We start from the raw sequence: 25,144 nt of genomic DNA on the forward strand, positions 1-25,144 counted from the left end.
TACTACTGCGCGGATCCCTTCCAGCCTGGCTGGTCCGGCCCCTCCAGGCCGGTCTCAGCCAGCTGGAAGACGGTATCCGCTGCTTTCTTCACGGCTTCCTCCGCCGATTTCCGTCCGCTGGTGGTGGTCAACCCTGCGGCATAACCCACCATGAATGCACTCACCACGCCCGCGTTGGGGGCCACCGTGCTGCCGGATTTTTCGCCGAGCTCCACGAGCATGGCCGGGTCTACCTCGAGGTCCAGGATCTGCAGCGCCTGGGTCAGCCGCCGGCTCCAGTCATTCAGGCGGCGGATTTCCATTTCGTCCGGTTGGGTGCTCATCGGGGGCTCCTTCGTAGATAGGCGGAATTCGCAGAGGTGCAGTGCTCACGGAAGCGGGGCAGTTTATCCCGCCCCGCCGGTGAGCGTAACGGCCGCGGGCTCGGACTCGGGGCCGACTGCGCCGCCCTCGGTGTCGACCACCAGTGCAGTGATGTTATCCCGGCCGCCGGACCGCAGGGCTGCCTGGACCAGAGCGGAACAGGCGTCCTGGGGATTCGCCACCGAAGCCAGGATGTCCTGGATGCGGTTGTCGGATACCTCTCCGGTCAGGCCGTCCGAGCACACCAGCAGCCGGTCCCCGGGTCCCGCCGGCACCAGCCGGACGTCCGCTTCCGAATCGTTGCCGGTGCCCAAGGCCCGGGTGACGACATGGCGGCGGGGATGCACCAGCGCTTCGTCCGGGGTGATCTGGCCCAGGTCCACCAGCTCCTGCACCTCACTGTGGTCCACGGTTATCTGTTCCAGCACTCCGGCGCTCAGCCGGTAGGTGCGGGAATCGCCCACATTGAACACCAGCCAATGGGGTTTGCCGCCCTCGCTGACCAGCACTCCGCCGGTGAGGGTCGTGCCGGCCCGGCCACCGGTGGCGTCGCGGATCCGGCGGTCTGCCTCCACCAGCAGGTCCTTGAGCTGTTCCGCGGAAAACTCGGGCAGGTGCTGTCCCACTATCGGGGAATCGCCCAGCGTGCGGACGCAGATGCTGCTGGCCACCTCCCCCGCTTCGTGTCCCCCCATGCCGTCGGCTACGGCAAAGACCGGATCGGCGGCGATCAGCGAGTCTTCATTCAACTCGCGCCGCAGGCCGCGGTCGGATGCATAACCAAACACTGCATGCAGGTCGGTATCCGGGGATGTCGTTTCGTCGGAGTTCATTCACGCCCTGTCCGGAAAGCTGTTCGTTCACTAGGTGATCCGTCTTACAGTATCTCTCCATACACTAACCGACGGCAGGCACCCTGCGGTCCGGCGGAAATGGCGCGTCGGCCATTGGGCGTCCCGGCTAGTCGAGGACCAGCCCGGAACCGGTACCCCGTGCCAAGGTGACCGGATGGATTTCACCGAAGCCACGCACGTTGCGCGGCTGATGGGGAATCAGCACAAACCGAGGATTGTCCTTCAACGCGGCGGCAGTGGATGCATCGGTCAGGACCGTTCCGGGTTCGGCCAGGGACGTCAGCCGGGAGGCCAGGTTCACGGTGGGACCGTAAATGTCGCCCAGGCGTGAGAGCACCCGCCCCCAGACCAGGGAAACCCGGGCGGAGGGGAGCAGTTCGTCCTCGGTGAAGGCCTTCGCGAGGGCGAGGGAGATTTCCGCTCCGGCCTCGGGCGTTTCGGCGTTAAAGAGGACTTCGTCGCCGATGGTCTTGACCAGCCGGCCGCCGCCCACCGAGATGATCTCGGCACATTTGTGCTCAAATCGCTGGACCATCTGCGCCAGGGTCTTTTCGTTCATTTGGCGGGACAGGCTGGTGTAGGAGACCAGGTCAGCGAAACCGACGGCGCGTGCCAGCGGCAGCGGTGCGTCGTCCGAGGCGCTCCCGTCATGGCTGGCCAGCCCGGCTTCCGCGCGCAGCGCCAGCCGCTGGATGGCAGCGTTGAGCTGGCGTTTCCATGCATAGACCAGGGTTTTTTCCAGCGGTTCAATCAGGTCCGGCAGCGCCGCAACCAGGTTCCTGCGGGCTTCAGCATCGGAGATGCCGCGGGTGGATACCATTTCCTCTACGAGGGCCTCAACCTGCCAGACAACCATTCGATCGGTCATCTGGCCGATGGACCGCATGATGGAAATCGCGGCTTCCTCGGTGAGCTGCTCGTCGCGCACCAGCTCGATCACGGTGCTGAGGGCCTCACGGTCCTGCTCCGTAAAGAAGACCGCGTCATCATCCAGGTTGGGGAATCCCATGGCCCGCCAGAGCTTGCGGGCCGAAAGCAGGGACACCCCGGCTTCGGCAGCCGCCTCCCGGCGCTTCAGGGTTCGGGGCCCGCCGATCAGCTGCGCTTCCAGCCGGCGGACGTCCTCACGGTCTATCTCGGTTCCGGTGTCCGCCATCGAATAGTCCGGCCGGGGCGTTTTGACCGCCGGCATGGACAGGGTCATCGGTTCGGGGTGGCTCGCGGGTCCGGACTCACCGTGGCCTGCGTCAGTCATAGTCCCTCCCTTCATAGTCGTATCCCCCGTCTCCCTCAATATCTACACCATCAAACATGGCAGTCAGCGGCAGTTGGCCTATGGCGGAAACCACAATGGAACGGAAACGGTGCACCTCCGGCACCGCCGGGTACTGCATAATCCGGCCATGGCCCAGGTCAAGCACGAGGGTGCCGCTGCCCTGCATCCGGTCTGTGACGGTCTGCCTGATTTCGAGCTGGTAGATCGCGGCCAGGGCAATTTCATGTTCCCGGCGCAGCAGCACGCCCTGCCGGCGGATGAGCCTGCGGTCGGTCAGGATGATCCTGCCGGTAAACCAGCGAAGGACGGAGGGCAGGCAGTAGCGCAGCAGCACCAGCAATGCCAGCGCCACGACGGCCGGCTGCAGGTACGGGCTCCAGTCCGCCAGTTGTCCGGGCAGGGTATCCCGCCCCAGCCAGCCCAGCGCATACCCGGCTGCCGCGCCCGTTACCCCGGCCAGTGTGAGCGGTTTCCAAAGCGAACGCGCGTGCGGACGGCCGGCGGCAATAATGAACTCTCCCGGAGACAGCCTCAAGCGCATGAGGCTTCCCTCCCGGCCGGGGGCAGCAGTACCGGGCTCATGAAGCCGGCCTCATACCGGCTCGGCACGCAGGTGCACCACGTCCGCAGCGGAGACAGTGTGCGGTGCGCCGGTACCGTCGACGATGACCAGCGCACCGGTAGCGGCCAGCGCCACGGCCCGGCCGGTCAGGACAGCTCCGCCGGGGAGCTGGGCACGGACATCCCGGCCCAGCGTGGACAGGCGCGCGGTGATTTGCGCCCGCAGCGACGCCTGCCCGGCCGGCGCGGCCTCCGGATCTCCGTCCACGGAGCAGAAGGCACGGTACTTTTCGGCCAGCGCCTGCAGGTAATCCTGCAGCAGGACGTTGCGGTCGGTGGTGGAGGCATACTCCATGAGCAGGCTGGTTGCCGTGGGCACCGGCAGGTCTTCATCGGTGAGGCTGACGTTCAGGCCCGCACCGACTACTGCTGCCGGCGGCGAGCCGTCGGAAAAGGGAACAAGCTGGGCCAGGACACCTGCCAGTTTGCGGTTGTCCACCATGACGTCGTTCGGCCACTTCAACCGGGCTTCGACGCCGGTGCGGGCGGCCACGCTTTCAGCCATGGCCAGGGCGGCGATCAGGGAAAGCCAGCCGTAGGAGGAGGTTGGCAGCGGGCGCCCTTCGGCATTCACCGGCCGGAACAGCACGCTGACAAACAGGGAGGACCGCTCGGGAGCCACCCAGCTTCGGTCCAGGCGCCCCTTGCCCGCAGTCTGCAGTTCGGCGGTGAGGACCGTCAGGTCCAATGCTGCCGACGGGCGGAGGCGGGCGGAGTCTGCCAGATCGGCGTTGGTGGACCCGGTTTCCTGCACCACGTCCAGCGCGGCGTAAGGCCCGTTGGGGGCCACCAGCGCCGCCCTGAGGCGGTCCGGGTCCAGGCCCGGTCTTTCCATGCTGGAGTAGTGCAGTTGCATGCCTTTGATCTTACGCGGGCGCCCGGACATTCCCGGGCGCCCGGTTCAGGACAGAGCGTTTAGAGGAAGAAGTCCTGCATCAGCTTCTCCGGGGGCACGCCGGGTGCGTAGCGGTCGAAGTCGGTCACGCCCTCCTGGCGCAGCACCTCTTCATCGGTGAAGAAGTTGCCGGTTGACGAGCGGCTGGGCCGGGTAAGGATGGCGTGGGCGGCATCTGCCATGATGTCGGCGCTGCGTGAGGCCGCTGCCAGCTTGTCGCCGCCGGGCATGTTACGGATGGCGGCGGTGTCAATGCCGGTGACCGGCCACAGGGAGTTCACCGCCACGCCGTCGTTCTTCAGTTCCTCGGCCAGACCCAGGGTGGTCAGGGACATGCCGTACTTGGCCATGGTGTACGCCAGGTAGTTGCCGGCCCACTTCGGGTCCAGGTTCAGCGGCGGGGACAGGGTGAGGATGTGCGGGTTATCAGACCGGCGCAGGGCCTCCAGCGAGAACTTCGAGAGCATAAAGGTGCCCCGGGTGTTGATGCCCGCCATGAGGTCATAGCTCTTCATGGTCACGGCGTCGGTGCCGGAAAGGTCAATGGCGGAGGCGTTGTTCAGGACAATGTCGATCCCGCCGAACTGCTTCACCGTTTCTTCCACGGCACGGGCAACGTCTTCGTCGCGGCGCACGTCGCCAATGATGGGCAGGGCCTTGCCGCCGGCGGCCTCGAGCTGCTCGGCCGCCGTGTAGACAGTACCTTCCAGCTTCGGGTGGGGCTCTGCCGTCTTCGCCAGCATGGCGATGTTGGCGCCGTCGGCCGCTGCGCGCAGCGCGATGGCGAGTCCGATACCGCGGCTGCCGCCGGACATCAGGATGGTGCGCCCGGCCAGGGACCGCGACGCCGTTTCCGGGGTGTTGTTGGGGATGCTCATAGCATGAGGGTAATGCACCTCACGTCGAGGTTACTAGTGAGTAACATCGACGCCTCCGTGTCCGCACGGCCCCGGTCCGACCAACCACCGTGGATACAAATTGTAGGTTTTCTACACTCACTCCCGGTGGACCGGCTCACTAGACTGGGTGAACCGCCACATCCTTTGTGCGGAACCTACTTAACGCCCTGCACGGCCGCCCTCCACGGAAAGCCGAACAGAGTCTGAACCTGCGCACCGGAGGCCACCTTTGAGTATTGATCAGGACCTGTTCCTGCACACGACGGCAGGGAAGATCGCCGAGTTCCGCCGCCGGCAGGCGGAAGCCGAGGTGCCCTCCGGGCCCGCCGCCGTCGAGAAGCAGCATGCCCGCGGCAAGCACACGGCCCGCGAGCGCATCGATCTGCTGGTGGATGCCGGGTCCTTCGTGGAATTCGATGCCCTGGCCGTGCACCGGTCCACCGCGTTCGGCATGGAAAAGAAAAAGCCACTGGGCGACGGCCTGGTCTCGGGCTACGCCACGGTGGACGGCCGGCCGGTGGCGGTCTATGCCCAGGACTTCACTGTGTACGGCGGCTCGCTCAGCCAGGTCAACGGCGAGAAGATCGTCAAGGTCCAGGAGTTCGCACTGCGCAACGGCTGCCCGGTGGTCGGCATCCTCGACGGCGGCGGTGCCCGCATCCAGGAAGGTGTCGCCTCGCTGGCCATGTTCGCCGATATCTTCCGCAACAATGTCCATGCCTCCGGCGTCGTCCCCCAGATCTCCCTGATCATGGGCCCCTCGGCCGGCGGGGCCGCCTACTCCCCCGCGCTCACGGACTATGTGGTCATGGTGGACAAGACCTCGCACATGTTCATCACCGGACCCGACGTCATCAAGACGGTCACCGGCGAAGACGTGGACATGGAAACCCTGGGCGGGGCCCGTCAGCACAACGCCACCACCGGCACCTCCACCTACCTCGCCTCCGACGAAGAGGACGCCATCGAATTTGTCCGGGAGCTGCTGGACTTCCTGCCCTCGAACAACCTGGCCGAGGCGCCGCTGACCGCCTTCGATCCGGAGCCGGAGCTCACGGACGCGGATCTGGCGCTGGACGAGCTGATCCCGGATTCGGCCAACCAGCCCTACGACATCCGTGCCGTGATCGAGAATGTCCTCGATGACGGGCATTTCCTGGAGATGCAGGCCCTCTACGCACCCAACGTCATCATCGGCTACGGCCGGGTCGAAGGGCACACCGTGGGCATCGTGGCCAACCAGCCGATGCAGTTTGCCGGCACGCTGGACATTGCCGCATCCGAGAAGGCCGCCCGCTTTGTGCGCAACTGCGACGCGTTCAACATCCCCATCCTGACCTTCGTCGACGTTCCGGGTTTCCTGCCGGGCAAGGACCAGGAGTTCAACGGCATCATCCGCCGCGGCGCCAAGCTTCTGTACGCCTACGCCGAGGCCACCGTGCCCAAGCTGACGGTCATCACGCGCAAGGCCTACGGCGGCGCGTACATCGTGATGGGCTCCAAGAAGCTCGGCGCGGACATCAACCTGGCCTGGCCCACCGCGCAGATAGGCGTCATGGGTGCCCAGGGTGCCGTGAACATCCTTTACCGCGCCCCGCTGAAGGCAGCCGCCGACGCCGGCGAAGACGTTGATGAGGTTCGGCGCCACTACATCGAGCAGTATGAAGACGAACTGCTCAACCCGTACCAGGCTGCGGAGCTGGGTTATGTGGACGCTGTCATCGCCCCGTCCGACACCCGCCTGCAGCTGGTCCGCGGACTGCGGGCGCTGCGGGACAAGCGGGCTTCGCTGCCCGCCAAGAAGCATGGGAACATGCCGCTGTGAGTGTCGAAGGCACACCCCTGGAACCGGCAGCGGCGGCTGAACCGCTGCTCTCGGTCCTGTCCGGCAACCCTACGGCCGAAGAGCTGGCCGCCCTGGCGGCCGTTGTTGCAGGGCTTGGCACACCGGCCCCGGCCCCTGCGGCCCGGCAGCCGTACCGCGCCTGGGCCCGGCGGAGGATGCTCAGCCTGGCTCCCACGCCGGGCCCGGGAGCCTGGCGGCGCAGTTTCCGCTGACATGAATTAGGCCCCGGCACCGGGTGTGCGGTTAGGCTACCGTCTGTGACCCACCAGACATCATCTTCCGAGTCCCTGCCCGCCGCTGGCCATGTTCCGGTCCGCCAGCCGACCGCCATCGACGCCGTTGCCGATGCGTTCACCAATACCCTCCTGCAGTTGGATCCGTCCTTCGCTACTTCCCTGGGCATCCCGGGAAGGGAGACGGAGTACGCCGATTATTCTCCCGCGGGGCTGGAGTCCTTAGCCGAAGCCATCCGGGAAACCCTCGGCCGGCTGGACGGGCTGGAACCGGCCGACGACGTTGACCGGGTGACACTGGACGCCATGCACGAACGGCTGGGCCTGGACCTGGAGATCCACGAGTCCGGCTGGGATCTTGCCGATCTGAACAACATTGCCTCCCCGGCACAGGGAATCCGCAGCATCTTCGACCTGATGCCCACGGAAACCGAAGAGCAGTGGCGGCACATCGCCGGCCGGCTGAACAACGTTGACGACGCCGTCGCCGGGTACATCACCAGCCTGCGCAGCGGCATGGAACGTTCCCTCGTCGCCGCCCGCCGGCAGGTGAAGATCGTCATTGAGCAGGCTTCCGCCTACGCCGAGGACGGCGGATACTTCGATGCCCTGGCGGAGAACGCCGCCCTGTCCGATGGTGCGGCCCTGCCGGAGGCGCTGCGCACGGAACTGCGTGCCGGCGCCGAATCCGCCCGCCGTGCCTACCTCAACCTGGCCACCTTCCTTGAAGACGAGCTGCTTCCGGCCGCTCCGGAAAAGGACGCCGTGGGCGCTGAACGGTATGCCCTCTTTTCCCGCCAGTTCCTCGGCTCTGCCGTTGATCTGGAGGAAACCTACCGGTGGGGCGTGGAGGAGCTGGACCGCATCATCGCCGAGCAGGAAGCGGTGGCCGAACAGATCCGCCCCGGTGCGACGGTGGAGGAAGCCGTGGCCATCCTCAATGAGGATCCGGCGCGCCAGCTCCACGGCACCGAGGAATTGCGTGCCTGGATGCAGGGGCTGGCGGACCGCGCCGTCGAGGACCTGGCCGGCTCGCACTTCGACATCAGTGAACCCATGCGCCGGATCGAATGCATGATCGCCCCTACCCAGGAAGGCGGGATCTACTACACCGGGCCCAGTGAAGACTTCGCCCGTCCCGGGCGTATGTGGTGGTCCGTCCCCGCGGGTGAGGACACCTTCACCACGTGGGCCGAAACCACCACGGTTTACCACGAGGGCGTGCCCGGCCACCACCTGCAGATTGCGACGGCGACAGCGGCCCGCGGCCTGCTCAACGCCTGGCGCCGCAACGTCTGCTGGGTCTCCGGACACGGCGAAGGCTGGGCGCTCTACGCCGAGCGGCTGATGGACCAGCTGGGCTACCTGAGCGATCCCGGCGACAAAATGGGCATGCTGGACGCGCAGCGGATGCGCGCCGCCCGTGTGGTTTTCGATATCGGCGTCCATTTGGAGCTGGAAATCCCGGAACGCTGGGGCGAAGGCACCTGGACGGCTGAAAAGGGCTACGACTTCCTGCGGCAGAACATGTCCATCAGCGAAGGCCAGCTGAACTTCGAGTTCACCCGCTACCTCGGCTGGCCCGGACAGGCGCCGTCCTACAAGCTCGGCCAGCGCCTCTGGGAGCAGATCCGGGACGAAGTCCGCACCCGTGAAGGGGACGCCTTTGACCTGAAGGCCTTCCACACCCGGGCCCTCCAGCTGGGCTCGGTGGGACTGGACACCCTCCGCAGGGCACTCCTGGGCGACTAAGCGCAGAGGCCAGACAGCGACATTGGTCACAGCGGCCCGGGGAATAACCCGGGCCGCTCGCTCCCTGCCCCGATCCGGCGCGGAATTTGCCATCTTCCGGCTGATTGGACCGCGGATTACCGACGTAATATTTCGCAACTTTCACAACCGTCTGATAAAGGCCTGCGGCTAGAGTCTTTCCGTGACCTCACAGACCTCCTCCCCTGAAACCCCCGCCCGGCGGCTGCCCCGATGGGTAACGTCCTTCGGACCGCAGATCATCGCCGCCCTCATCGTGGGCCTGGCGCTGGGCCTGCTGGCCAAGTCGATGGGCACCGTTGACGATGAGCCGAACTGGCTCGCCACCACCCTGAGCACCATCGGCACCAGCTACGTCTCGCTGCTCAAGGCCGCCGTCGTTCCGCTGATCTTCACGGCTGTCGTCAGCTCCATTGCCAACCTGCGCGCCGTGTCCAACGCGGCCCGGCTGGCCTGGCAGACGCTGCTCTGGTTCGCCATCACCGCACTGATCAGCGTTGTCATCGGCATCCTGCTCGGCGTCCTGCTGCAGCCGGGCAACAACGCCGACGTCGCCGCGGCTGACGGGGAGTACACCGGCAGCCAGGGCAGCTGGCTCGGGTTCCTCACCGGACTGATCCCCGCAAACTTCCTGGGCCTCGGCGCCAGCTCCAAGATGGCCGAATCCGGCGCCCTGACCACCAGCGTCAGCTTCAACGTGCTGCAGATCCTGGTCATCGCGATCGCCGTCGGCATTGCCGCCCTTAAGGTCGGCAAGCCCGCCGAACCCTTCCTGGCACTGAACGCCTCCGCACTGGCCGTAATCCAGAAGGTGCTCTGGTGGATCATCCGCCTCGCTCCGGTGGGCACTGTCGGCCTGATCGGCACGGCCGTTGCCACGTACGGCTGGGACACCATCGGCTCGCTGGGTATGTTCACCCTGACCGTCTACATCGGTCTGGCCCTCGTCGTCTTCGGCGTCTACCCGGCACTGATCAAGGCGCACGGCCTCTCCGTCCGCCAGTGGTTCTCCGGCGCCTGGCCTGCCATCCAGCTGGCCTTCGTCTCCCGCTCCTCCGTGGGCACCCTGCCGCTGACCCAGCGCGTCACCGAGCGCAACCTCGGCGTCCCCCGCGCCTACGCCTCCTTCGCCGTGCCGCTGGGCGCCACCACCAAGATGGACGGCTGCGCCTCCATTTACCCGGCCGTCTCCGCGATCTTCGTGGCGCAGTTCTTCGGCATTGACCTGAGCTTCACGGACTACCTGCTGATTGCGCTGGTTTCCGTGCTGGGTTCGGCCGCCACTGCCGGAACCACCGGCGCCGTCGTGATGCTGACCTTGACGCTCTCCACCCTGGGCCTGCCGCTGGCCGGCGTCGGCCTGCTGCTGGCCATCGATCCGATCCTGGACATGGGCCGGACCGCCGTGAACGTGGCCGGACAGACCGTGGTTCCCACCCTGGTGGCCAAGCGCAACGGGCTGCTCGACGCAGGTCTCTACGGCGCCAAGCGCCAGGGCGATCCCTTCGCCGACGACTCCGAGCAGATCGAGGTCCCGCTGGTAGACGTAGCGCAGGACACGGCTCCCCGGGCTGCTGAATCCCGGAGCTGATCCTTCCCGACCACACGCCGGGCCGCCCCTTCCGGGCGGCCCGGCGTGTTTCGTTATGTGCCGTGTTCTTGCTGCGACCGGGCCGGGTTCATGCAGTCCCTCGCGATATTCGGGTCCCCGTACCCCGCGGTTACCGTGCCGGGCGGCGCCCGCACTAGGCTTGTTGCCGTGACCAACCCGAACCTGAGCCTCATTCTGGCCTCCGCCTCCCCCGCCCGTACCAAGCTGCTGACCGACGCCGGCATCTCCCACTCGGTGCTCGTCTCCGACGTGGATGAAGACGCCGTCACCGCCCGCTACGGCCTGACCGATCCGCATGACACCGCTCTGCTGCTCGCCCGCGCCAAGGCCGAGGCCGTGGCCGCGCTCCCGGACGCCGAGGGTGCCCTGGTGATCGGCTGCGATTCCGTCTTCGAGTTCGACGGCGAGGCGCACGGCAAACCGTGGGAGGCCGACGTCGCCCGCGAGCGTATCCGCCGCATGAGCGGATCCTCCGGGGTACTGCACACCGGGCACTGGCTGGTGGACTGCCGGGATACCGATGACGACGGCTCGGGGGCCACCCTCGGTGCAGTGTCTTCTGCCGAGGTGCACTTCGCCAAGCTCACCGAGGATGAAATCGAGGCCTACATCGCCACGGGTGAGCCCCTGCAGGTGGCGGGTTCCTTCACCATCGATTCCCTGGGCGGCGCGTTCATCGAGCGTGTCGACGGGGATCCGCACGCCGTCGTCGGGCTCTCCGTTTCCACGCTGCGCCAGCTGCTGGCCAGCGCCGGGGTGCGGATCATCGACCTCTGGAAGTAGCCCCCGCTTTCCTCCGCCGAAAGTACAGATAATCCGCCGAAAGTACAGATAACGGGCTTATCCGGAACCCAAAAGCCCGTTATCTGTACTATCGACGCCGGCCGGGACGGCTAATCAGATGTGGCCGCTGGGCGGTGTCCACCCGGCCAGAACCAGGCCCCGGCGGACCTTCGCCCTGACGCAACGCGGCCCCTGGTGGAAATCGACTTTGCTGATCTTGACCTGCACCCATCCCAGCTCCGCGGTCTTCAAATCCCGGTAGTGATCGCGAGCCTGCTGTTCGGGCGTCAGGTGGTGCATGCCCTCATACTCAAGACAGGTTCGAAACTCTCTGCAGCCTAGGTCCGTCCAGACCTGGGGCTTCCCCCGCGGGTCGCAGACGGCGACATTGGGCAGGAACTCCGGCAGCTCGGGATCATCCTGCAGCATCAGCCGAAGCAGGGTCTCCGGCGGGGAGTCCACCCCGACCCGCACACGCTGCAAAGCCTCCCTGCACCTGCGAATATGTGCGGCCCGGGCCTTTCCGTCGACATAGTCCCGCAGGAGGCCGAGCGGGAGCAGGGCCGTACGCGGTGGCCCAAAGCTGCGGTGGTGCTCACTGACTATCTGGTCTGCCATCACTATGAGTTCATTCCGGGTCAGCATTCCGGCGCAGTCCAACCAGGTGCGGGCGACTGCGGTCACGGGTATCCCCTGCACTTGCACCACGTCCTGCCCTGGCAGGTCCAATCGGTGCCCCACCACGTTTCGCCTCCTGGGTATCCCTTGCCCCGGGCATCTGCTCAGATGCAGCACCGCTTCCTCCGCCAAACGCCGGGGCAGCACCAGGCCATGCAGCCGCGCCGCCGTGGAATGGCTCACGACGGCATCAGGGGTCAGCTCGATGTACGGCCGGCAGCTGGCCGCAAGACGAAATGGCCCGCCCGCAGGCACCCGGATGGATCGACTGGGAACGCGGAGATCCGAAGCCCGCAGCCTCTCGCGGCTCAATCCGTGCGCTTCAGCGGCTGGCAGGGTGAAGGGTACCCCTCGCAGGGACGGGGGCAGCGGGTCGGGGTGTCTCATGAAGCCATTGCATGCATCCGTCCACCCAAAGAGCCGGTTCCGGAGTGCGTCTGCGGACAACCGCCCCCGAGGGCCCTGCAGGGGAGGAGCAGTCCGCCCAGCACGGCCACCAGCCCCGCCGTCAGGCCGCCGACGCAGCAGTGACCGGCCCGGCCGACACCCACACCGGCACCCGGCACCCCTTCGCGCAGGCTCACCGACGACGCCACCTTTGTAGAATCCCCACAACGAACGGCTGTTCCCCACGCAGAAACAGCACGGATTATGGCCCGAGACCACAAAACCGCGCTAGGCTCCGAACAGATCAAAAGGAGCCAGTGCACCAATGAGCCAGAACACCCCCGAGCCTTCCGCGACGCCCGCAAAGGCACTCACCAAAATCCTCATTGCCAACCGCGGCGAGATTGCCGTGCGGGTTATCCGCGCCGCGCGCGACGAGGGCATTGCGGCAGTTGCCGTCTACGCGGATCCGGACCGCGACGCCCTGCACGTCCGCCTCGCTGATGAGGCCTACGCACTGGGCGGCAGCACCGCTGCCGAGTCCTACCTGGACATGGACAAGATCCTCGAGGCCGCTGCCAGGTCCGGTGCCGACGCCATCCACCCCGGCTACGGCTTCCTCTCCGAGAACGCTGAATTCGCCCAGCGTGTCATCGACGCCGGATTGACCTGGATCGGCCCCTCCCCCAGCGCCATTTCCTCCCTCGGCGATAAGGTCCAGGCCCGCCACATTGCCGCCAAGGTGGGCGCCCCGCTGGTCCCCGGCACGCCGGACCCGGTCGAATCCGCCCAGGACGTCCTGGACTTCGCGGACCGGCACGGCCTGCCCCTGGCCATCAAGGCAGCATTCGGCGGCGGCGGCCGCGGCATCAAGGTGGCCCGCAGCCGCGAGGAAATCCCCGAAATGTTCGAATCGGCAGTCCGCGAGGCCACGGCCGCCTTCGGCCGCGGCGAATGCTTCATCGAGCGCTTCCTCGATGCTCCCCGGCATGTGGAAACCCAGTGCCTGGCCGACGCCTATGGCAACGTCGTGGTGGTTTCCACCCGCGACTGCTCCCTGCAGCGGCGCAACCAGAAACTGGTCGAGGAAGCCCCCGCGCCCTTCCTCACAGAGGAGCAGAACGCCAGCCTGTACGCGGCGTCGAAAGCCATCCTCAAGGAGGCCGGCTACCAGGGTGCCGGAACCTGCGAATTCCTCGTGGGCACGGACGGCACCATATCCTTCCTCGAGGTCAACACGCGCCTGCAGGTGGAGCACCCGGTGTCCGAAGAGGTCACGGGCCTGGACCTGGTCCGGGAGCAGTTCCGCATCGCACGCGGCGAAGCCCTGGGCTACAACGACCCCGAAATCCGCGGCCATGCCTTCGAATTCCGCATCAACGGCGAGGATCCCGGGCGCAACTTCATGCCCGCGCCGGGCACCGTCACGGCCTTCAAGCTGCCCACCGGCCCCGGCGTGCGCGTGGACTCCGGTATTGAAGCAGGCGAAACGGTGGGCGGAAACTTCGATTCCATGCTTGCCAAGCTCATTGTCACCGGTGCCACCCGCGGGCAGGCGCTGCAGCGTGCCCGCCGCGCGCTGGCGGAAATGGACGTCGCCGGCCTCCCCACCGTGCTGCCCTTCCACCGCGCCGTTGCCGCACACCCGGCGTTTACCGCCGAAGACGCTTTCGGTGTCCACACCCGCTGGATCGAGACGGATTTTGCCAACACCATTCCGGTCTGGGACGGCGAAGCAGGCATGACCAACGACGACGACGAGCGCCGCCGCGTGACTGTGGAAGTGGGCGGAAAACGCCTCGAGGTGGTGCTGCCGGCAGGTCTGGGCGCGCCGGCAGCAGCCTCCAACGGTTCCCGCAACGGCACCAATGGCAAGGGCCGGAAGCGCTCCCGCGGCGGGGCGTCGAACGCAGCAGCGGGTGACGATCTCACCTCCCCCATGCAGGGAACCATCGTCAAGGTAGCCGTGGAAGACGGGGCTGCGGTCCGTGAGGGCGACCTCGTCGTGGTGCTGGAGGCCATGAAGATGGAACAGCCCATCACTGCCCACAAATCCGGCACCGTGACCGGACTGACCGCAGCTCCCGGGGCCACGGTCTCCGCCGGCGCCGTCATCGCCTCCATCCAGGGCTAGGCACCCGGCGGCGGCCAACGTGAAAAGGCCCGGCTCCCCCATTCGGGAGCCGGGCCTTTTCGTACCAACCGAACTTAGCGAGTCTTCACGGTTTCGCTCGAGTTGTTCTCGTAGTCGACGTCGCGGGTTTCCTTGCTGACGAACAGGGCAATCAGGGTCAGCACCGCCATGGAGCTGAGGTAGATGCCCACCAGCCACGGGCTGCCATCCGCTGCCTGCCACAGGGCGACGGCGATGAACGGTGCCACTGCTGCACCCAGGATGGAGGAGACGTTATAGGCAATGGCTGATCCGGTGTACCGGACGTTGGTCGGGAAGAGCTCCGGCAGCATGGCGCCCATGGGTCCGAAGGTCAGGCCCATCAGGGTGAAGCCAATGATCAGCAGGGTCATCACCCCGGCGGTGCCGCCGTCGAACAGCGGGGCGAAGCTGAACCCGAAGAGGAAGATGGCGGCGGTGACGGCGAGCAGCGTCTTGCGGCGGCCGAACTTCTCTGCCAGCGGCCCGGACACCATCGTGAAGATGCCGAAGAACACCACACCCACAATCAGCATGATCAGGAAGTCGTTGCGGGCGTAGCCGAGGCCGGGGGCGAAGGAGTCGGGATCGAAGACCTTGCCGGCGTTTTCAGCGGCGGCGCGGGCAGCCTCCTCGGACTTGGCGGCCGTGCCGTAGGAGAGCGTGAACGTGGTCATCAGGTAGAAGAGCACGTACGTGGCCAGCATGATGAACGTGCCGGCAATCATGGCGCGCCAGCTGAAACGGAACACCCGGCCCAGGGGCAGCTTGCTGACCTCGCCGGAGTCCACTGCCTTCTGGAAGGCCGGAGTTTCCACCAGCTTCATGCGCACGTACAGGCCGATGATGACCATTACCGCGCTGGCGAGGAACGGAACGCGCCAGCCCCAGGAATCGAACTGCTCGTTGTCCAGGTTCATGCTGAGGATCAGGAACAGGCCGTTGGCCAGGATGAAGCCGATGGGAGCGCCCAGCTGCGGGAAGGTTCCCCATACAGCGCGCTTGTTGGCCGGAGCGTTCTCGGTGGCCAGCAGCGCCGCCCCGCTCCATTCGCCGCCGAGCGCCAGGCCCTGGGCGAAGCGCATGACCACCAGCAGTGCCGGCGCCCAGAAGGACCAGCCGGACATCTCGGCGGTGGGCAGGCACCCGATGAGGAAGGTGGCGATGCCCATGGTCAGCAGGGAGGCGACCAGGGTCCCCTTGCGTCCGACCTTGTCACCGAAATGTCCAAAGATAATCGACCCGAGCGGACGGGCAATGAAGGCAACACCGAAGACGGCGAAGGAGCTCAGCAGCGCCGTGGCACCTTCCGCGTTGGGGAAGAACAGCCGGGGGAAGACCAGGACGGCGGCGGTCGCATAGACGTAAAAGTCGTAGAACTCGATGGAGGTGCCGACAAGGCTGGCAACCACCACCCGGCTCTTGGAATTGGCCTTTGCCGGCGCCGTCGCCGTGGAGGGATTCGTTGTAGACATTTGGTGGTCTTTCGCAAGAGGAATTGAAGTATCCACATCGTAAAAGCATGCGTCCGTTATCTGAGACTTGTGTCCACATAGTGGACACATATTTCGCTGCGGTTTGTCCGGGGCAGAAAAAATCCCGCGCCCGAAACGGATAATCCGTCCCGGACGCGGGATAAACAAGCGTAAAAAGTTACATGTGGACGTGCAGGCGCCGTGCAGCCTCGGAGATGGAGCCGGTCAGGGACGGGTACACCGTGAAGGTATTCGCCAGGTCGTCCACGTGCAGCTTCTGCGAAACGGCAATGGCGATCGGGAAGATGAGCTCGGAAGCACGCGGTCCCACCACGACGCCGCCAATGACCGTACCGGAACCCTTCCGCGAAATGATCTTCACGAAGCCCTCCTGCACATCCATCATCTTGGCCCTCGCGTTAGTGTGCAGCGAGAGCTTGATGACGTCGCCCTGGTAGCGGCCCTCTGCGACGTCGGCCTCACTGACACCCACCGAGGCGATTTCCGGCGAGGTGAAGATGTTGGAGGCAACCTGCTTCAGCTTCAGCGGTTTCACGCCGTCGCCCATCAGGTGGGCCACGGCTATGCGCCCCTGCATGGCTGCCACGGAGGCAAGGTTGAACACGCCGGTGCAGTCACCTGCGGCGTAGACGTTGGGCGCGGTGGTGCGGGAGACGCCGTCGACCTTGATCTGGCCGCGGTCATCCAACTGGATTCCCGCTTCTTCCAGCCCGATTCCGGCGGTGTTGGGGATGGCACCCACGGCCACCAGGCAGTGGCTGCCTTCCACCGTGCGGCCGTCGGACAGCGTGACGAGCACGCCCTGTCCCGTGTTCTTCACCGAGTCTGCGCGCGAACGGCTCAGGACGGTCATACCGCGGGCCTGGAACACGTCCTCGAGTACGACGGCGGCATCCGCGTCCTCGCCCGGCAGCACGCGGTCGCGGCTGGAGATCAGCGTGACCTTGGTACCCAGCCCGTTGTACGCCGAGGCAAACTCGGCACCCGTGACACCGGAACCGATAACGATCAGGTGCTCCGGCACCTCGGTCAGGTTGTAAATCTGCTTCCAGGTGAAGATGCGTTCGCCGTCGGGCATCGAGGTCTCCAGCTCGCGCGGGTTCGCACCCGTGGCGATAAGCAGCGCCTCCGCTTCCACGGTTTCCACTGAGCCGTCCGCGGCGGTGACCTCGATGGTGTGGTTATCCAGCAGCCGGCCGTCGCCGATTTTGACCTTCACACCCACCCGCTCCAGGGTGCGGCGGATGTCATTGGACTGTTCCTTGGCCAGCGCCAGCAGGCGGTGGTTGACGACCTTCAGGTCTGCGTACACCGGGGACTCGACGTCGCCGAATTCCACTCCGAGGTTTCGTGCAGCGGTCAGTCGTGTCATCACGTCCGCCGTCGCAATCAGCGTTTTGGAGGGGACGACGTCGGTCAGCACCGCGGAGCCGCCCAGGCCCTGCCGCTCTACAACGGTTACGTCCGCCCCGAGGGAAGCCGCTACCAGAGCGGCTTCGTAGCCGCCGGGGCCTCCTCCAAGAATCGCAATTTTCCGGGCAGTAAAATCTAGTTGGCTCGTCACAAGGCTCTATTCTGTCCCATCCCGTGACGGCGCTCAAACGGTGCACTTCGGCAGCGCACTCAGTCCCCGCGCATACACGGTAGGTTTGTTAAGTGACTAACGACCCATTTGAACTTGCCCAGCAGGCCGCCGACTACATTGCCGAGCACACTGGCGTGCCCTCCCATGACATCGCCCTGGTCCTCGGCAGCGGCTGGGGTGAAGCGGCCGAACTGATCGGCGAAACCACCGCCACGCTCTCCGCCGCCGACATTCCCGGCTTCTCCGCCCCGGCGGTGCAGGGCCACGTGGGCACCATCCGCTCCGTCCTCACCACCGACGGCAAGCGCGCGCTGGTGCTTGGCGCCCGCACCCACTACTACGAGGGCAAGGGCGTCCGCGCCGTCGTCCACGGCGTCCGGACAGCAGCAGCTGCCGGCGCCAAGGTGATGGTCCTGACCAACGGCTGCGGCGGGCTGAACCCGGAGTGGCAGCCGGGCACCCCGGTGCTGATCAGCGACCACCTGAACCTCACGGCAACGTCGCCGCTTGAGGGTGCCACGTTCGTGGATCTGACGGATCTTTACTCGTCCCGCCTGCGCGAGGTTGCCCGCAGCGTGGATCCGACCCTGGACGAGGGCGTTTACGCCCAGTTCACCGGCCCGCACTACGAGACGCCGGCAGAAGTCCGCTACGCCAAGACCATCGGGGCAGACCTCGTCGGAATGTCCACCGCGCTGGAAGCCATCGCAGCCCGGCACGCCGGGATGGAGGTTTTCGGCATTTCCCTGGTGACCAACCTGGCGGCCGGCATCAGCCCGGTGGCACTGAGCCACCAGGAAGTGCTGGAGGCCGGCCAGGCTGCCGGTCCCCGCATTTCCAAGCTGCTCGCCGAGATCATCAACCGCATCTAGCCGGCAGTCTTCACCCGGTCACTCCAATCGTAGGTACACATCATGACTAGCAACCCCGCTGAACTGGACGCACTCACCGCCGCTGCGCGGACTTGGGCTGACAGCGACCCCGACCCGGATACCGCCCGCGAGCTGCGCTCACTCCTGCGCACCCTCGGTGAGGCTACGGAGGAAGAAGCCGCCGCAGCCGCCTTGGACCTGGCAGACAGGTTCGCCGGCACACTGGAATTCGGCACCGCCGGGCTCCGGGCCGCCCTTGGCGCCGGTCCGCGCCGGATGAACCGCGTGGTGGTGCGCCGCACGGCTGCGGGCATCGCCTCCTTCCTGCAGGAGACTGCTGGAGACAACTGGACCCCCAGCGCCGTCATTGGATACGACGCCCGGCACAAGTCCAAGGATTTCGCGCTGGAAACGGCTGCCGTCTTTGGTGCGGCAGGCATCGAGACCTTCCTGCTGCCCTGCACGCTGCCCACCCCGCTGCTGGCCTACGCCGTCCGCGCCCTGGATACGGACGCCGGTGTGATGGTCACGGCCAGCCACAACCCTGCGCTGGACAACGGGTACAAGGTCTACCTTGGCGGCCGCACAGTGAAGGGTCCGGGCCGCGGCGCGCAGATCGTGACCCCCTACGACGCCGAGATAGCGGCACGGATCGATTATTCGACGCCGCTGAGCTCCATCGAACTGGCACCGGACGGCTACACCGAGGTGTCCGAATCCCTGATTGCGGACTACATCGGAGCAGTGGACCGGCTGATGCATGCCGAAGGCTACCCGGAACGGGACCTGGACATTGTCCTCACACCGATGCACGGCGTCGGCGGAGAAACCATGTCCGCCGTGCTGCGCGGCGCCGGGTTCACCAAGGTGAAGCTGGTGCCGGAGCAGGCTCTCCCGGATCCCGACTTCCCCACCGTCGCCTTCCCCAACCCGGAAGAGCCCGGCGCATTGGACCTGGCCCTGAAGCTGTCCGTGGAACGCAATGCGGATCTGGTGCTGGCCAATGATCCCGATGCGGACCGTGCTGCCGTCGCGGCGGAGGACCCCTCCTCGGGTGAGTGGCGGATGTTGCGCGGGGACGAGGTAGGTGCCCTGCTGGGCCGCCACATTGCGCGCAGGATTGCCGCCGGGCGCTGGAAGGTCCGAGGCGAAAAGACCCGCTCCAACGTGGTGTTCGCGAACTCGATTGTCTCCTCCCGTCTTTTGGCGCGGATTGCCGAGTCGAACGGGTTCGCCCATCAGGAAACCCTCACCGGCTTCAAATGGATTTCACGGGTGCCCAAGCTGACCTATGGATATGAGGAGGCCTTGGGCTACTGTGTGGCCCCGGGCCTGGTCCGTGACAAAGACGGGATCTCTGCCGGTGTCCTTCTGGCGGAGCTGGCAGCATCACTGAAGGCCGCCGGGCGGACGCTTTTCGATGAGCTCGATGACCTGGCACTGGAGCACGGGCTGCACCAGAGCGACCAGCTCTCGGTGCGGGTGGACAATCTGGGGCTGCTCACGGAAATGATGGACCGGCTGCGTGCCAACCCGCCCGCCTCCTTCGCCGGTTCGCCGGTGGAAACCGCCGTCGATCTCTCCGAGGGTGCGGACGGCCTGCCGCCCACCGACGGACTGCGGTACATCACCCGCAACGGCACCCGGGTCATCATCCGGCCCAGCGGGACCGAGCCGAAGCTGAAGTGCTATCTGGAAGTCATTGAACCGGTGGGATCGGCAGACGAGCTGCCGGCCGCGCGGTCCAAGGCACGGGCAACACTGGATGCCGTGCTGGCGGATGTCAGGTCGTCCCTGGGACTGTAACCAGGCTGCAGGCCGGCGCGATTCATGGCGCCGGCCTGCACTGTCTGCGGCGGAGCCGGCCGCCTAGGCAACCAATTCCGTTGCCAGCGGCAGCCGGCTGCCGCTGGCAAGCAGGGTGCCCACCTGATCTGCGGAGATGGGCCGGCTGAAGTAGTAGCCCTGCCCGCTGCAGCATCCCATGTCGCGCAGCTTGCCGGCCTGCTGCTCGGTCTCAATACCTTCGAACACCGCTTCCATGCCGGCCGCCCGAATCAGCTGATGCACGGCGTCCACGAACTTCAGCTGCCCCTCATCGCCGCAGATGTCCGCGATCAGTGTCCGGTCCACCTTGACCGTGTGTACCGGCAGGCGGCGCAGGTAACTGATGGAGGAATATCCGGTGCCGAAATCGTCAATTTCCAGGCGCACGCCGAGGGCTTTCAGCGACCGCATGGAGTAGGTTTCCACGTCACCGCTGCCCACGAAGGCGCTCTCGGTGATTTCCAGGACCAGCTCCTGAGGTGAGGCACCCGTCTCGCGCAGGACGGAGCGGACGTAGTCCACCAGATCCATCGCCTGCAGCTCGGCCGCACTGACGTTGACCCGGACGTGGAAGTCGTCCCGGCCCTCCGCGCTTTTGCGCCAGATCGCCAGCTGTTCCAGCGCCTTTCGCAGCACCCAGCGTCCGATTTGCAGAATCGCACCGCTTTCCTCGGCAAGCGGGATGAACATATCCGGCATGACCATTCCCTGGGCGGGGTGCTCCCACCGGACAAGGACTTCCACACCCTGCATGTGCCCGGTCACCAGATCAACGATGGGCTGGTACACCAGACGCAGTTCATCGCGCTCTACCGCGCTGCGCAGCTCGGAGGCCATTTCCCGTCGCAGTTGACGGGCATACAGCATGACCGGTTCAAAGGAGCGGACCAGCCCCGGGCCCTCTTCCTTGGCGACATACATGGCTGTGTCGGCGCAGAGCAGCAGGTCTTCTGCGGTCTGGCCCTGCTCCGCCACGTGGACGCCGATGCTGGCGCGCGGCCATACGTCCAGTTCCTCTATCTTGGTGCGGATTCCCAACGAGTTCTGGATCTGTTCGGCCACTCCCCGCGCGGAAAGGCGCCCGACGGCGGGAACCAGCACAGCGAACTCGTCACCGCCCAGCCGCGCAACCGAGCTACCTTCCGGGACGGAGGCAAGCAGGCGTGCAGCCACCTCCTGCAGCACCACGTCTCCGGCGTGGTGCCCGAAGCTGTCATTGATTTCCTTGAAGCCATCCAGATCGATCATCAGCACACCCGGTGCCGATGCACCGCCGTCCCAGTTCATCAATGCCTGCTGCACGTGCTGCATTAGAGCGATGCGGTTGCCCAGCCCGGTCAACGGATCGGAGAGGGCCATGCGCTGCATCTGCCTGTGCGCTTCGCGGAGTTCCAGGGTCCGGGTTTCCACCCGTTTTTCCATGTCCTGGTAGATGTCATCGAGCTCCGAGGCAAGCAGGTTAATGCCGGTGCTGACGGCATCGATCTGGTCCCGTGCAGGGGACACCGGGATCCTGGAGGTCAGGTTTCCGGCAGCGATGCTGACAATCCCCTCGACAATCCGATCCAGGCGCGGATCCTCCGGCAGTCGGCCGGACTCCGTTGGAGCGTCTGTCACGGCGCGTGCCGTTTCAGCCAGGCCCGGGCGTCTTCCTCGCGGGAGAAGTAGCGGGTAGGACAGGGTTGGACTTCGCCGCCCAACAGAAAATTGGCTATAACCCGGTCCACGGGTGAGATGCCGATAACCGCGACGGCGGAGAGGGAACGGGCAGCACTGAAAATGTCCCGGGCGGTCCGGGTAATCGATTCGACGCCTGTCAGAGTGAGCAGCAGCGGCAGGCGGCGCACACCGGCCCGGCCCTCAATCTCCTCGGCTGCTTCCGCCGCCATGGCACCGGTAACCACCTCGCCGGGAGGCAGCACGAGCGTCAGCTGACCGTCCGCAGTCATGCCCACCCGGGCACTCACTGCGGGCGGGGCTTTACGCATCCCGTCTGCGGACTCCAGGCGCTCCGGTCGGTCCTGTGTACTGCTTTGCTGCACCATATTCTGTCTTGCCATAGCTCCCCCAAGTCGCCGCGCAGGACCTCAATGCAGCGGATTTGCCATAGTAGGTCTGGAGGACGGATTAGTGCTTGCCTGACCAGACCTGTAACGCTGTTTGTATTGTGCGCCTTCGATGCTTAAATATCGAGTTATTGCCGGCACGTGTCTCGCGTTAACGAGCCGGCTCTTCGAAGCTGTCTAAGATCTTCCGCGATTCGGCTGCCAACACCTCGGCACCCACCTCGGTAAAGATCCGTTCACTTTTCTCTGCACATTCCACAGCATCTGACCCGCGCCCCAACGCGTAGAGGGCGCGGGCGCGCAACTGGAGCGTACGACCGAGAAGGAAGGGATAGGGCCCGGCCACTTTGGCCTCTATGGGTTCAAGTGACTCGTTGGCTCTTTCAGGGTTCCCGGTCTCGAGCTCCCACCAGGCCCGCGTGATGGTGATCTCGTAGCCGTCGATTTCAGTTACTTGTACGACTTCGTACGCCACTTCCGCACGCTCAATGCATTCGACGGTCTCCTGTGTAACTAAGCCTGCGGTCAACCGCATATGCGCGGATGCTTTGTTGAATAGCCCCCAAAGGCTGACGTCGTTGATCATCGCCAGTGATTCCGCCGCTAACCGGTGATAATTCAATCCGGCATCGATCCGGCCGGACATGAACCCCGCGTTTCCTATGGCCCAATAGGCCATTCCCGCGACGCGGGGCAGCGGTTCGTCCTCCAACATTGCGGCCAGGCGAACGGCCTCATCCCACGCCGACTCCGTGTCGCCTTCCTCTGCCAAGGCCGCCACGAGCACATGCTGGACGCTCAAGCGCCCTTCTGAGGACAAGCCCTGCGTAGGCATTCGCGACACCTCTCGCGCGGACGCGAGGGCATCTCCCATCTGGCCTCGGTTATGCATCGCCCGAGTGACGAGAACCTTCGCACGTGACTCATAATCCGGGTACTGTTTTATCGCATCAGTCTCGAATAGATCCGCGCAGATCGCGATGCAGTCATCCATAAGACCAAGCGCGAGCTGCAGCTCCGCCGCATTGATCGTCATGCGACAGAATCCCCAGCTATCATCTGCTTCAGCCGCCTTCTCAGCCGCCGCAACAGAATACTCAATCGCAGAAGCGTAGTCCTTGCGTTCTTCGGCTTGTCGAGCACGGTATTCGTTCAAGATGAACGCTGTATTGCTATCCATTGCCCGGCACTTTCTCGCTGTAATAACCATCGATAACCTGAACTGTAGCCTCAGGTACGTTCCCACGCGGCGATAAACGGAAGTTTCCGGGAGTCGGGCGTGACCAACGTAGATCAACTTGTCCTCAGTTTTTCTACAAGTCCTCAGCTTACGATATTCGGGTGACCGCCTATATAGCTATACTTCGAGAGTCGTAGTTACTCATTAGATAGATTTTTAGGGGTAGAGAATGAAGAAACTTGGTGCAGCACTTGTACTGGCCGCCGTTATTGCAGGAGCGGGAGTAGCGGCGCCGGCAACGGCCGCTGCGGCTCCGCTTTCTCCGTCCAATAACGTGGTAAAGCCTTTCGGCATGTGGCCGAACGGCTAATGAGTTATCAGCAATGGCCCGGATTCCCCTCACCGTGGAGGGAATCCGGGCCATTGCTGTTTCCGGCGTGCGGACCACTTCCCCGGCAAACTCCGCAGCGGATATCCTCGCTGCCCTATGGCAAAATGGATTCATGCCTACCCCTATTGCCTCTTACATTGACCACACGCTCCTGAAGCCGGAGGCCAGCCGGGAGGACATCCTCAAGGTCTGCGCCGAGGCAGCGGAATACGGTTTCAAGTCCGTCTGCGTGAATCCCCTGTGGGTCGGCACCGTCCGGACTGCCCTGAAGGGCAGCGGCGTGCTCACCTGCTCCGTCATCGGATTCCCCCTCGGGGCGACCACCACGGAGGTCAAGGTATTCGAAGCGCAGGGCGCACTCCAGGACGGCGCGGACGAGATCGACATGGTCATCGACATTTCCGCCGCCCGCCGGAATGACAAAACCGCACTGGTCCGCGACATTGCCGCCGTTGCCGATGCAGTGCATGCCGCTGGCGGCATCCTGAAGGTCATTATCGAAACGTCGCTGCTCACTGATGATCAGAAGGTCCTTGCCTGCGAAGCATCGGTCGAGGCGGGAGCCGATTTCGTGAAGACCTCCACCGGCTTCAACGGCGGCGGGGCCACCGTTGAGGACGTTGCCCTGATGCGCCGCACCGTCGGCCCGGAGCTCGGAGTCAAGGCTTCCGGCGGGGTGCGTTCGCGCGAAGACGCCCAGGCGATGATCGACGCCGGAGCCACGCGTATCGGAGCGAGCTCAGGAATCGCTATTGTTAAGGGAAGCAAAGCCACGTCGGACTACTGACCCGCATAGCTTTAGAACACTTTTTGAAACGGAGAACTCCATGGTTGGAACACGGTCGAAGCAGCCGACGCACTCGGGTGAGGGCCATCTGGTCAGCAACCTCATCACCTTTACCGTACTTTTCGCGCTGTTCTGCGCCGGTATGTACTCGCTGAACTGGCTGACCCTGGGCAACGTCTGGCCCATGGCAATCCTGCTGGTAGTCGGCACTGCCGTGTACCTGGTGGCCTTCAGCATCGGCCGTTCAGACACCACCACTGAGCTGGCCAAGGGTTACTCGCACAACGAGTAAGGCAGCACTTACGTAACCACTGATGCACCCGGCCGAGGCGGTCCGGGTGCATCAGTCGTTAAGCACTAAGTAGTGCCCGGCGGCAGGCAGGTAGGTCCTACTCTTCGCGCGGCACACGATCTCTCCCTAGATTCTGCATATGACTACCACGATGACCCGTAGGGAATGGCGCCGGGACAGGGCCCGGCAGCAGCGCATCACGTTTGTCGGTTACGCGGTACTCGCTTCCTGTGTGGTGGCTGCCGCCGTGGTTTTAGTCGTTGCCCTTAGCGGCTAGCC

General features: G+C 65.2%; 23 protein-coding genes. 11 read left to right on the plus strand and 12 right to left on the minus strand.

Annotated features, from left to right (window positions below; translation table 11 throughout):
* Positions 1-2: 2 nt before the first annotated feature.
* The 6 genes from AC5RTS_RS07715 to AC5RTS_RS07740 form a co-directional block, all read right to left on the minus strand.
* Positions 3-323 (minus strand): DUF6457 domain-containing protein, encoded by a 321-nt coding sequence (locus AC5RTS_RS07715; RefSeq protein ID WP_493991472.1) that lies wholly within the window; start codon positions 321-323, stop codon positions 3-5.
* Between the two features lie 63 nt (positions 324-386).
* Positions 387-1,196, minus strand: a complete 810-nt coding sequence (locus tag AC5RTS_RS07720; protein ID WP_493991473.1) for a PP2C family protein-serine/threonine phosphatase — start codon at positions 1,194-1,196, stop codon at positions 387-389.
* Positions 1,197-1,323: 127 nt separating this feature from the next.
* Positions 1,324-2,373, minus strand: coding sequence for an adenylate/guanylate cyclase domain-containing protein (locus AC5RTS_RS07725; RefSeq protein ID WP_493991560.1), 1,050 nt, complete (start codon positions 2,371-2,373; stop codon positions 1,324-1,326).
* A 91-nt stretch (positions 2,374-2,464) separates the two neighbouring features.
* Complete coding sequence (locus tag AC5RTS_RS07730) at positions 2,465-3,034, minus strand: PH domain-containing protein (protein ID WP_493991474.1); 570 nt, start codon at positions 3,032-3,034, stop codon at positions 2,465-2,467.
* Between the two features lie 51 nt (positions 3,035-3,085).
* Positions 3,086-3,970 carry a biotin--[acetyl-CoA-carboxylase] ligase gene (locus AC5RTS_RS07735; RefSeq protein WP_493991475.1) on the minus strand — a complete coding sequence of 295 codons (885 nt, stop codon included), beginning with the start codon at positions 3,968-3,970 and terminating at the stop codon, positions 3,086-3,088.
* Positions 3,971-4,029: 59 nt separating this feature from the next.
* A complete protein-coding gene (locus AC5RTS_RS07740) occupies positions 4,030-4,887 on the minus strand; it encodes an SDR family oxidoreductase (RefSeq protein ID WP_493991476.1) in 858 nt (285 codons plus the stop codon).
* Between the two features lie 250 nt (positions 4,888-5,137).
* Between AC5RTS_RS07740 and AC5RTS_RS07745 the strand changes: the two genes are divergently transcribed.
* From AC5RTS_RS07745 to AC5RTS_RS07765, 5 genes are all read left to right on the plus strand, one after another.
* Positions 5,138-6,733, plus strand: coding sequence for an acyl-CoA carboxylase subunit beta (locus tag AC5RTS_RS07745; protein ID WP_493991477.1), 1,596 nt, complete (start codon positions 5,138-5,140; stop codon positions 6,731-6,733).
* A complete protein-coding gene (locus tag AC5RTS_RS07750; RefSeq protein WP_493991478.1) occupies positions 6,730-6,966 on the plus strand; it encodes an acyl-CoA carboxylase epsilon subunit in 237 nt (78 codons plus the stop codon). Before AC5RTS_RS07745 ends, AC5RTS_RS07750 begins: the two co-directional genes overlap by 4 nt.
* A gap of 45 nt (positions 6,967-7,011) precedes the next feature.
* The gene (locus AC5RTS_RS07755; protein ID WP_493991479.1) at positions 7,012-8,739 is read left to right on the plus strand and encodes a DUF885 domain-containing protein; all 1,728 of its coding nucleotides are present in this window, start codon (positions 7,012-7,014) and stop codon (positions 8,737-8,739) included.
* Positions 8,740-8,920: 181 nt separating this feature from the next.
* On the plus strand, positions 8,921-10,348 hold the full coding sequence (locus tag AC5RTS_RS07760) for a dicarboxylate/amino acid:cation symporter (protein WP_493991480.1): 1,428 nt from the start codon (positions 8,921-8,923) through the stop codon (positions 10,346-10,348).
* 168 nt (positions 10,349-10,516) lie between these two features.
* Complete coding sequence (locus AC5RTS_RS07765; protein WP_493991481.1) at positions 10,517-11,152, plus strand: Maf family protein; 636 nt, start codon at positions 10,517-10,519, stop codon at positions 11,150-11,152.
* 114 nt (positions 11,153-11,266) lie between these two features.
* Here AC5RTS_RS07765 and AC5RTS_RS07770 read toward each other — a convergent pair whose 3' ends face one another.
* Positions 11,267-11,836, minus strand: a complete 570-nt coding sequence (locus AC5RTS_RS07770; protein ID WP_493991482.1) for a putative endonuclease domain-containing protein — start codon at positions 11,834-11,836, stop codon at positions 11,267-11,269.
* A 706-nt stretch (positions 11,837-12,542) separates the two neighbouring features.
* On the opposite strand from AC5RTS_RS07770, the gene AC5RTS_RS07775 reads away from it, so the two are divergent.
* Positions 12,543-14,351, plus strand: a complete 1,809-nt coding sequence (locus tag AC5RTS_RS07775) for an acetyl/propionyl/methylcrotonyl-CoA carboxylase subunit alpha (RefSeq protein ID WP_493991483.1) — start codon at positions 12,543-12,545, stop codon at positions 14,349-14,351.
* A gap of 74 nt (positions 14,352-14,425) precedes the next feature.
* Here the strand turns inward: AC5RTS_RS07775 and AC5RTS_RS07780 are convergent, their stop codons facing one another.
* On the minus strand, positions 14,426-15,844 hold the full coding sequence (locus tag AC5RTS_RS07780; protein ID WP_493991484.1) for an MFS transporter: 1,419 nt from the start codon (positions 15,842-15,844) through the stop codon (positions 14,426-14,428).
* Positions 15,845-16,022: 178 nt separating this feature from the next.
* Entirely contained in the window at positions 16,023-17,429 is a 1,407-nt protein-coding gene (locus tag AC5RTS_RS07785; RefSeq protein WP_493991485.1) for an NAD(P)H-quinone dehydrogenase, read from the minus strand.
* 92 nt (positions 17,430-17,521) lie between these two features.
* On the opposite strand from AC5RTS_RS07785, the gene AC5RTS_RS07790 reads away from it, so the two are divergent.
* A complete protein-coding gene (locus AC5RTS_RS07790) occupies positions 17,522-18,322 on the plus strand; it encodes a purine-nucleoside phosphorylase (protein ID WP_493991486.1) in 801 nt (266 codons plus the stop codon).
* Between the two features lie 42 nt (positions 18,323-18,364).
* Positions 18,365-20,128, plus strand: a complete 1,764-nt coding sequence (locus AC5RTS_RS07795; RefSeq protein WP_493991487.1) for a phospho-sugar mutase — start codon at positions 18,365-18,367, stop codon at positions 20,126-20,128.
* 63 nt (positions 20,129-20,191) lie between these two features.
* Here AC5RTS_RS07795 and AC5RTS_RS07800 read toward each other — a convergent pair whose 3' ends face one another.
* The 3 genes from AC5RTS_RS07800 to AC5RTS_RS07810 form a co-directional block, all read right to left on the minus strand.
* The gene (locus AC5RTS_RS07800; protein ID WP_493991488.1) at positions 20,192-21,766 is read right to left on the minus strand and encodes a putative bifunctional diguanylate cyclase/phosphodiesterase; all 1,575 of its coding nucleotides are present in this window, start codon (positions 21,764-21,766) and stop codon (positions 20,192-20,194) included.
* Entirely contained in the window at positions 21,763-22,209 is a 447-nt protein-coding gene (locus AC5RTS_RS07805; protein ID WP_493991489.1) for a DUF7793 family protein, read from the minus strand. Before AC5RTS_RS07805 ends, AC5RTS_RS07800 begins: the two co-directional genes overlap by 4 nt.
* 157 nt (positions 22,210-22,366) lie before the next feature.
* Entirely contained in the window at positions 22,367-23,395 is a 1,029-nt protein-coding gene (locus AC5RTS_RS07810; RefSeq protein WP_493991490.1) for a hypothetical protein, read from the minus strand.
* A 503-nt stretch (positions 23,396-23,898) separates the two neighbouring features.
* Between AC5RTS_RS07810 and deoC the strand changes: the two genes are divergently transcribed.
* The 3 genes from deoC to AC5RTS_RS07825 all read left to right on the plus strand — a co-directional run bounded on the left by deoC (position 23,899) and on the right by AC5RTS_RS07825 (position 25,142).
* Complete coding sequence (gene deoC / locus AC5RTS_RS07815; protein ID WP_493991491.1) at positions 23,899-24,573, plus strand: deoxyribose-phosphate aldolase; 675 nt, start codon at positions 23,899-23,901, stop codon at positions 24,571-24,573.
* 40 nt (positions 24,574-24,613) lie between these two features.
* The gene (locus AC5RTS_RS07820; protein WP_493991492.1) at positions 24,614-24,865 is read left to right on the plus strand and encodes a hypothetical protein; all 252 of its coding nucleotides are present in this window, start codon (positions 24,614-24,616) and stop codon (positions 24,863-24,865) included.
* A 139-nt stretch (positions 24,866-25,004) separates the two neighbouring features.
* On the plus strand, positions 25,005-25,142 hold the full coding sequence (locus AC5RTS_RS07825) for a hypothetical protein (protein WP_493991493.1): 138 nt from the start codon (positions 25,005-25,007) through the stop codon (positions 25,140-25,142).
* Positions 25,143-25,144 lie beyond the last annotated feature (2 nt).

It is taken from the genome of Arthrobacter sp. MDT1-49-2 (assembly GCF_059090185.1).

Excerpts from the sequence above, each read along its gene's own strand:
- AC5RTS_RS07715 (WP_493991472.1), bottom strand. The coding sequence starts at position 323 with ATGAGCACCCAACCGGACGAAATGGAAATCCGCCGCCTGAATGACTGG.
- AC5RTS_RS07720 (WP_493991473.1), bottom strand. The coding sequence starts at position 1,196 with ATGAACTCCGACGAAACGACATCCCCGGATACCGACCTGCATGCAGTG.
- AC5RTS_RS07725 (WP_493991560.1), bottom strand. The coding sequence starts at position 2,373 with ATGGCGGACACCGGAACCGAGATAGACCGTGAGGACGTCCGCCGGCTG.
- AC5RTS_RS07730 (WP_493991474.1), bottom strand. The coding sequence starts at position 3,034 with ATGCGCTTGAGGCTGTCTCCGGGAGAGTTCATTATTGCCGCCGGCCGT.
- AC5RTS_RS07735 (WP_493991475.1), bottom strand. The coding sequence starts at position 3,970 with ATGCAACTGCACTACTCCAGCATGGAAAGACCGGGCCTGGACCCGGAC.
- AC5RTS_RS07740 (WP_493991476.1), bottom strand. The coding sequence starts at position 4,887 with ATGAGCATCCCCAACAACACCCCGGAAACGGCGTCGCGGTCCCTGGCC.
- AC5RTS_RS07775 (WP_493991483.1), top strand. The coding sequence starts at position 12,543 with ATGAGCCAGAACACCCCCGAGCCTTCCGCGACGCCCGCAAAGGCACTC.
- AC5RTS_RS07780 (WP_493991484.1), bottom strand. The coding sequence starts at position 15,844 with ATGTCTACAACGAATCCCTCCACGGCGACGGCGCCGGCAAAGGCCAAT.
- AC5RTS_RS07795 (WP_493991487.1), top strand. The coding sequence starts at position 18,365 with ATGACTAGCAACCCCGCTGAACTGGACGCACTCACCGCCGCTGCGCGG.
- AC5RTS_RS07805 (WP_493991489.1), bottom strand. The coding sequence starts at position 22,209 with ATGGCAAGACAGAATATGGTGCAGCAAAGCAGTACACAGGACCGACCG.
- AC5RTS_RS07810 (WP_493991490.1), bottom strand. The coding sequence starts at position 23,395 with ATGGATAGCAATACAGCGTTCATCTTGAACGAATACCGTGCTCGACAA.
- deoC (WP_493991491.1), top strand. The coding sequence starts at position 23,899 with ATGCCTACCCCTATTGCCTCTTACATTGACCACACGCTCCTGAAGCCG.
- AC5RTS_RS07820 (WP_493991492.1), top strand. The coding sequence starts at position 24,614 with ATGGTTGGAACACGGTCGAAGCAGCCGACGCACTCGGGTGAGGGCCAT.
- AC5RTS_RS07825 (WP_493991493.1), top strand. The coding sequence starts at position 25,005 with ATGACTACCACGATGACCCGTAGGGAATGGCGCCGGGACAGGGCCCGG.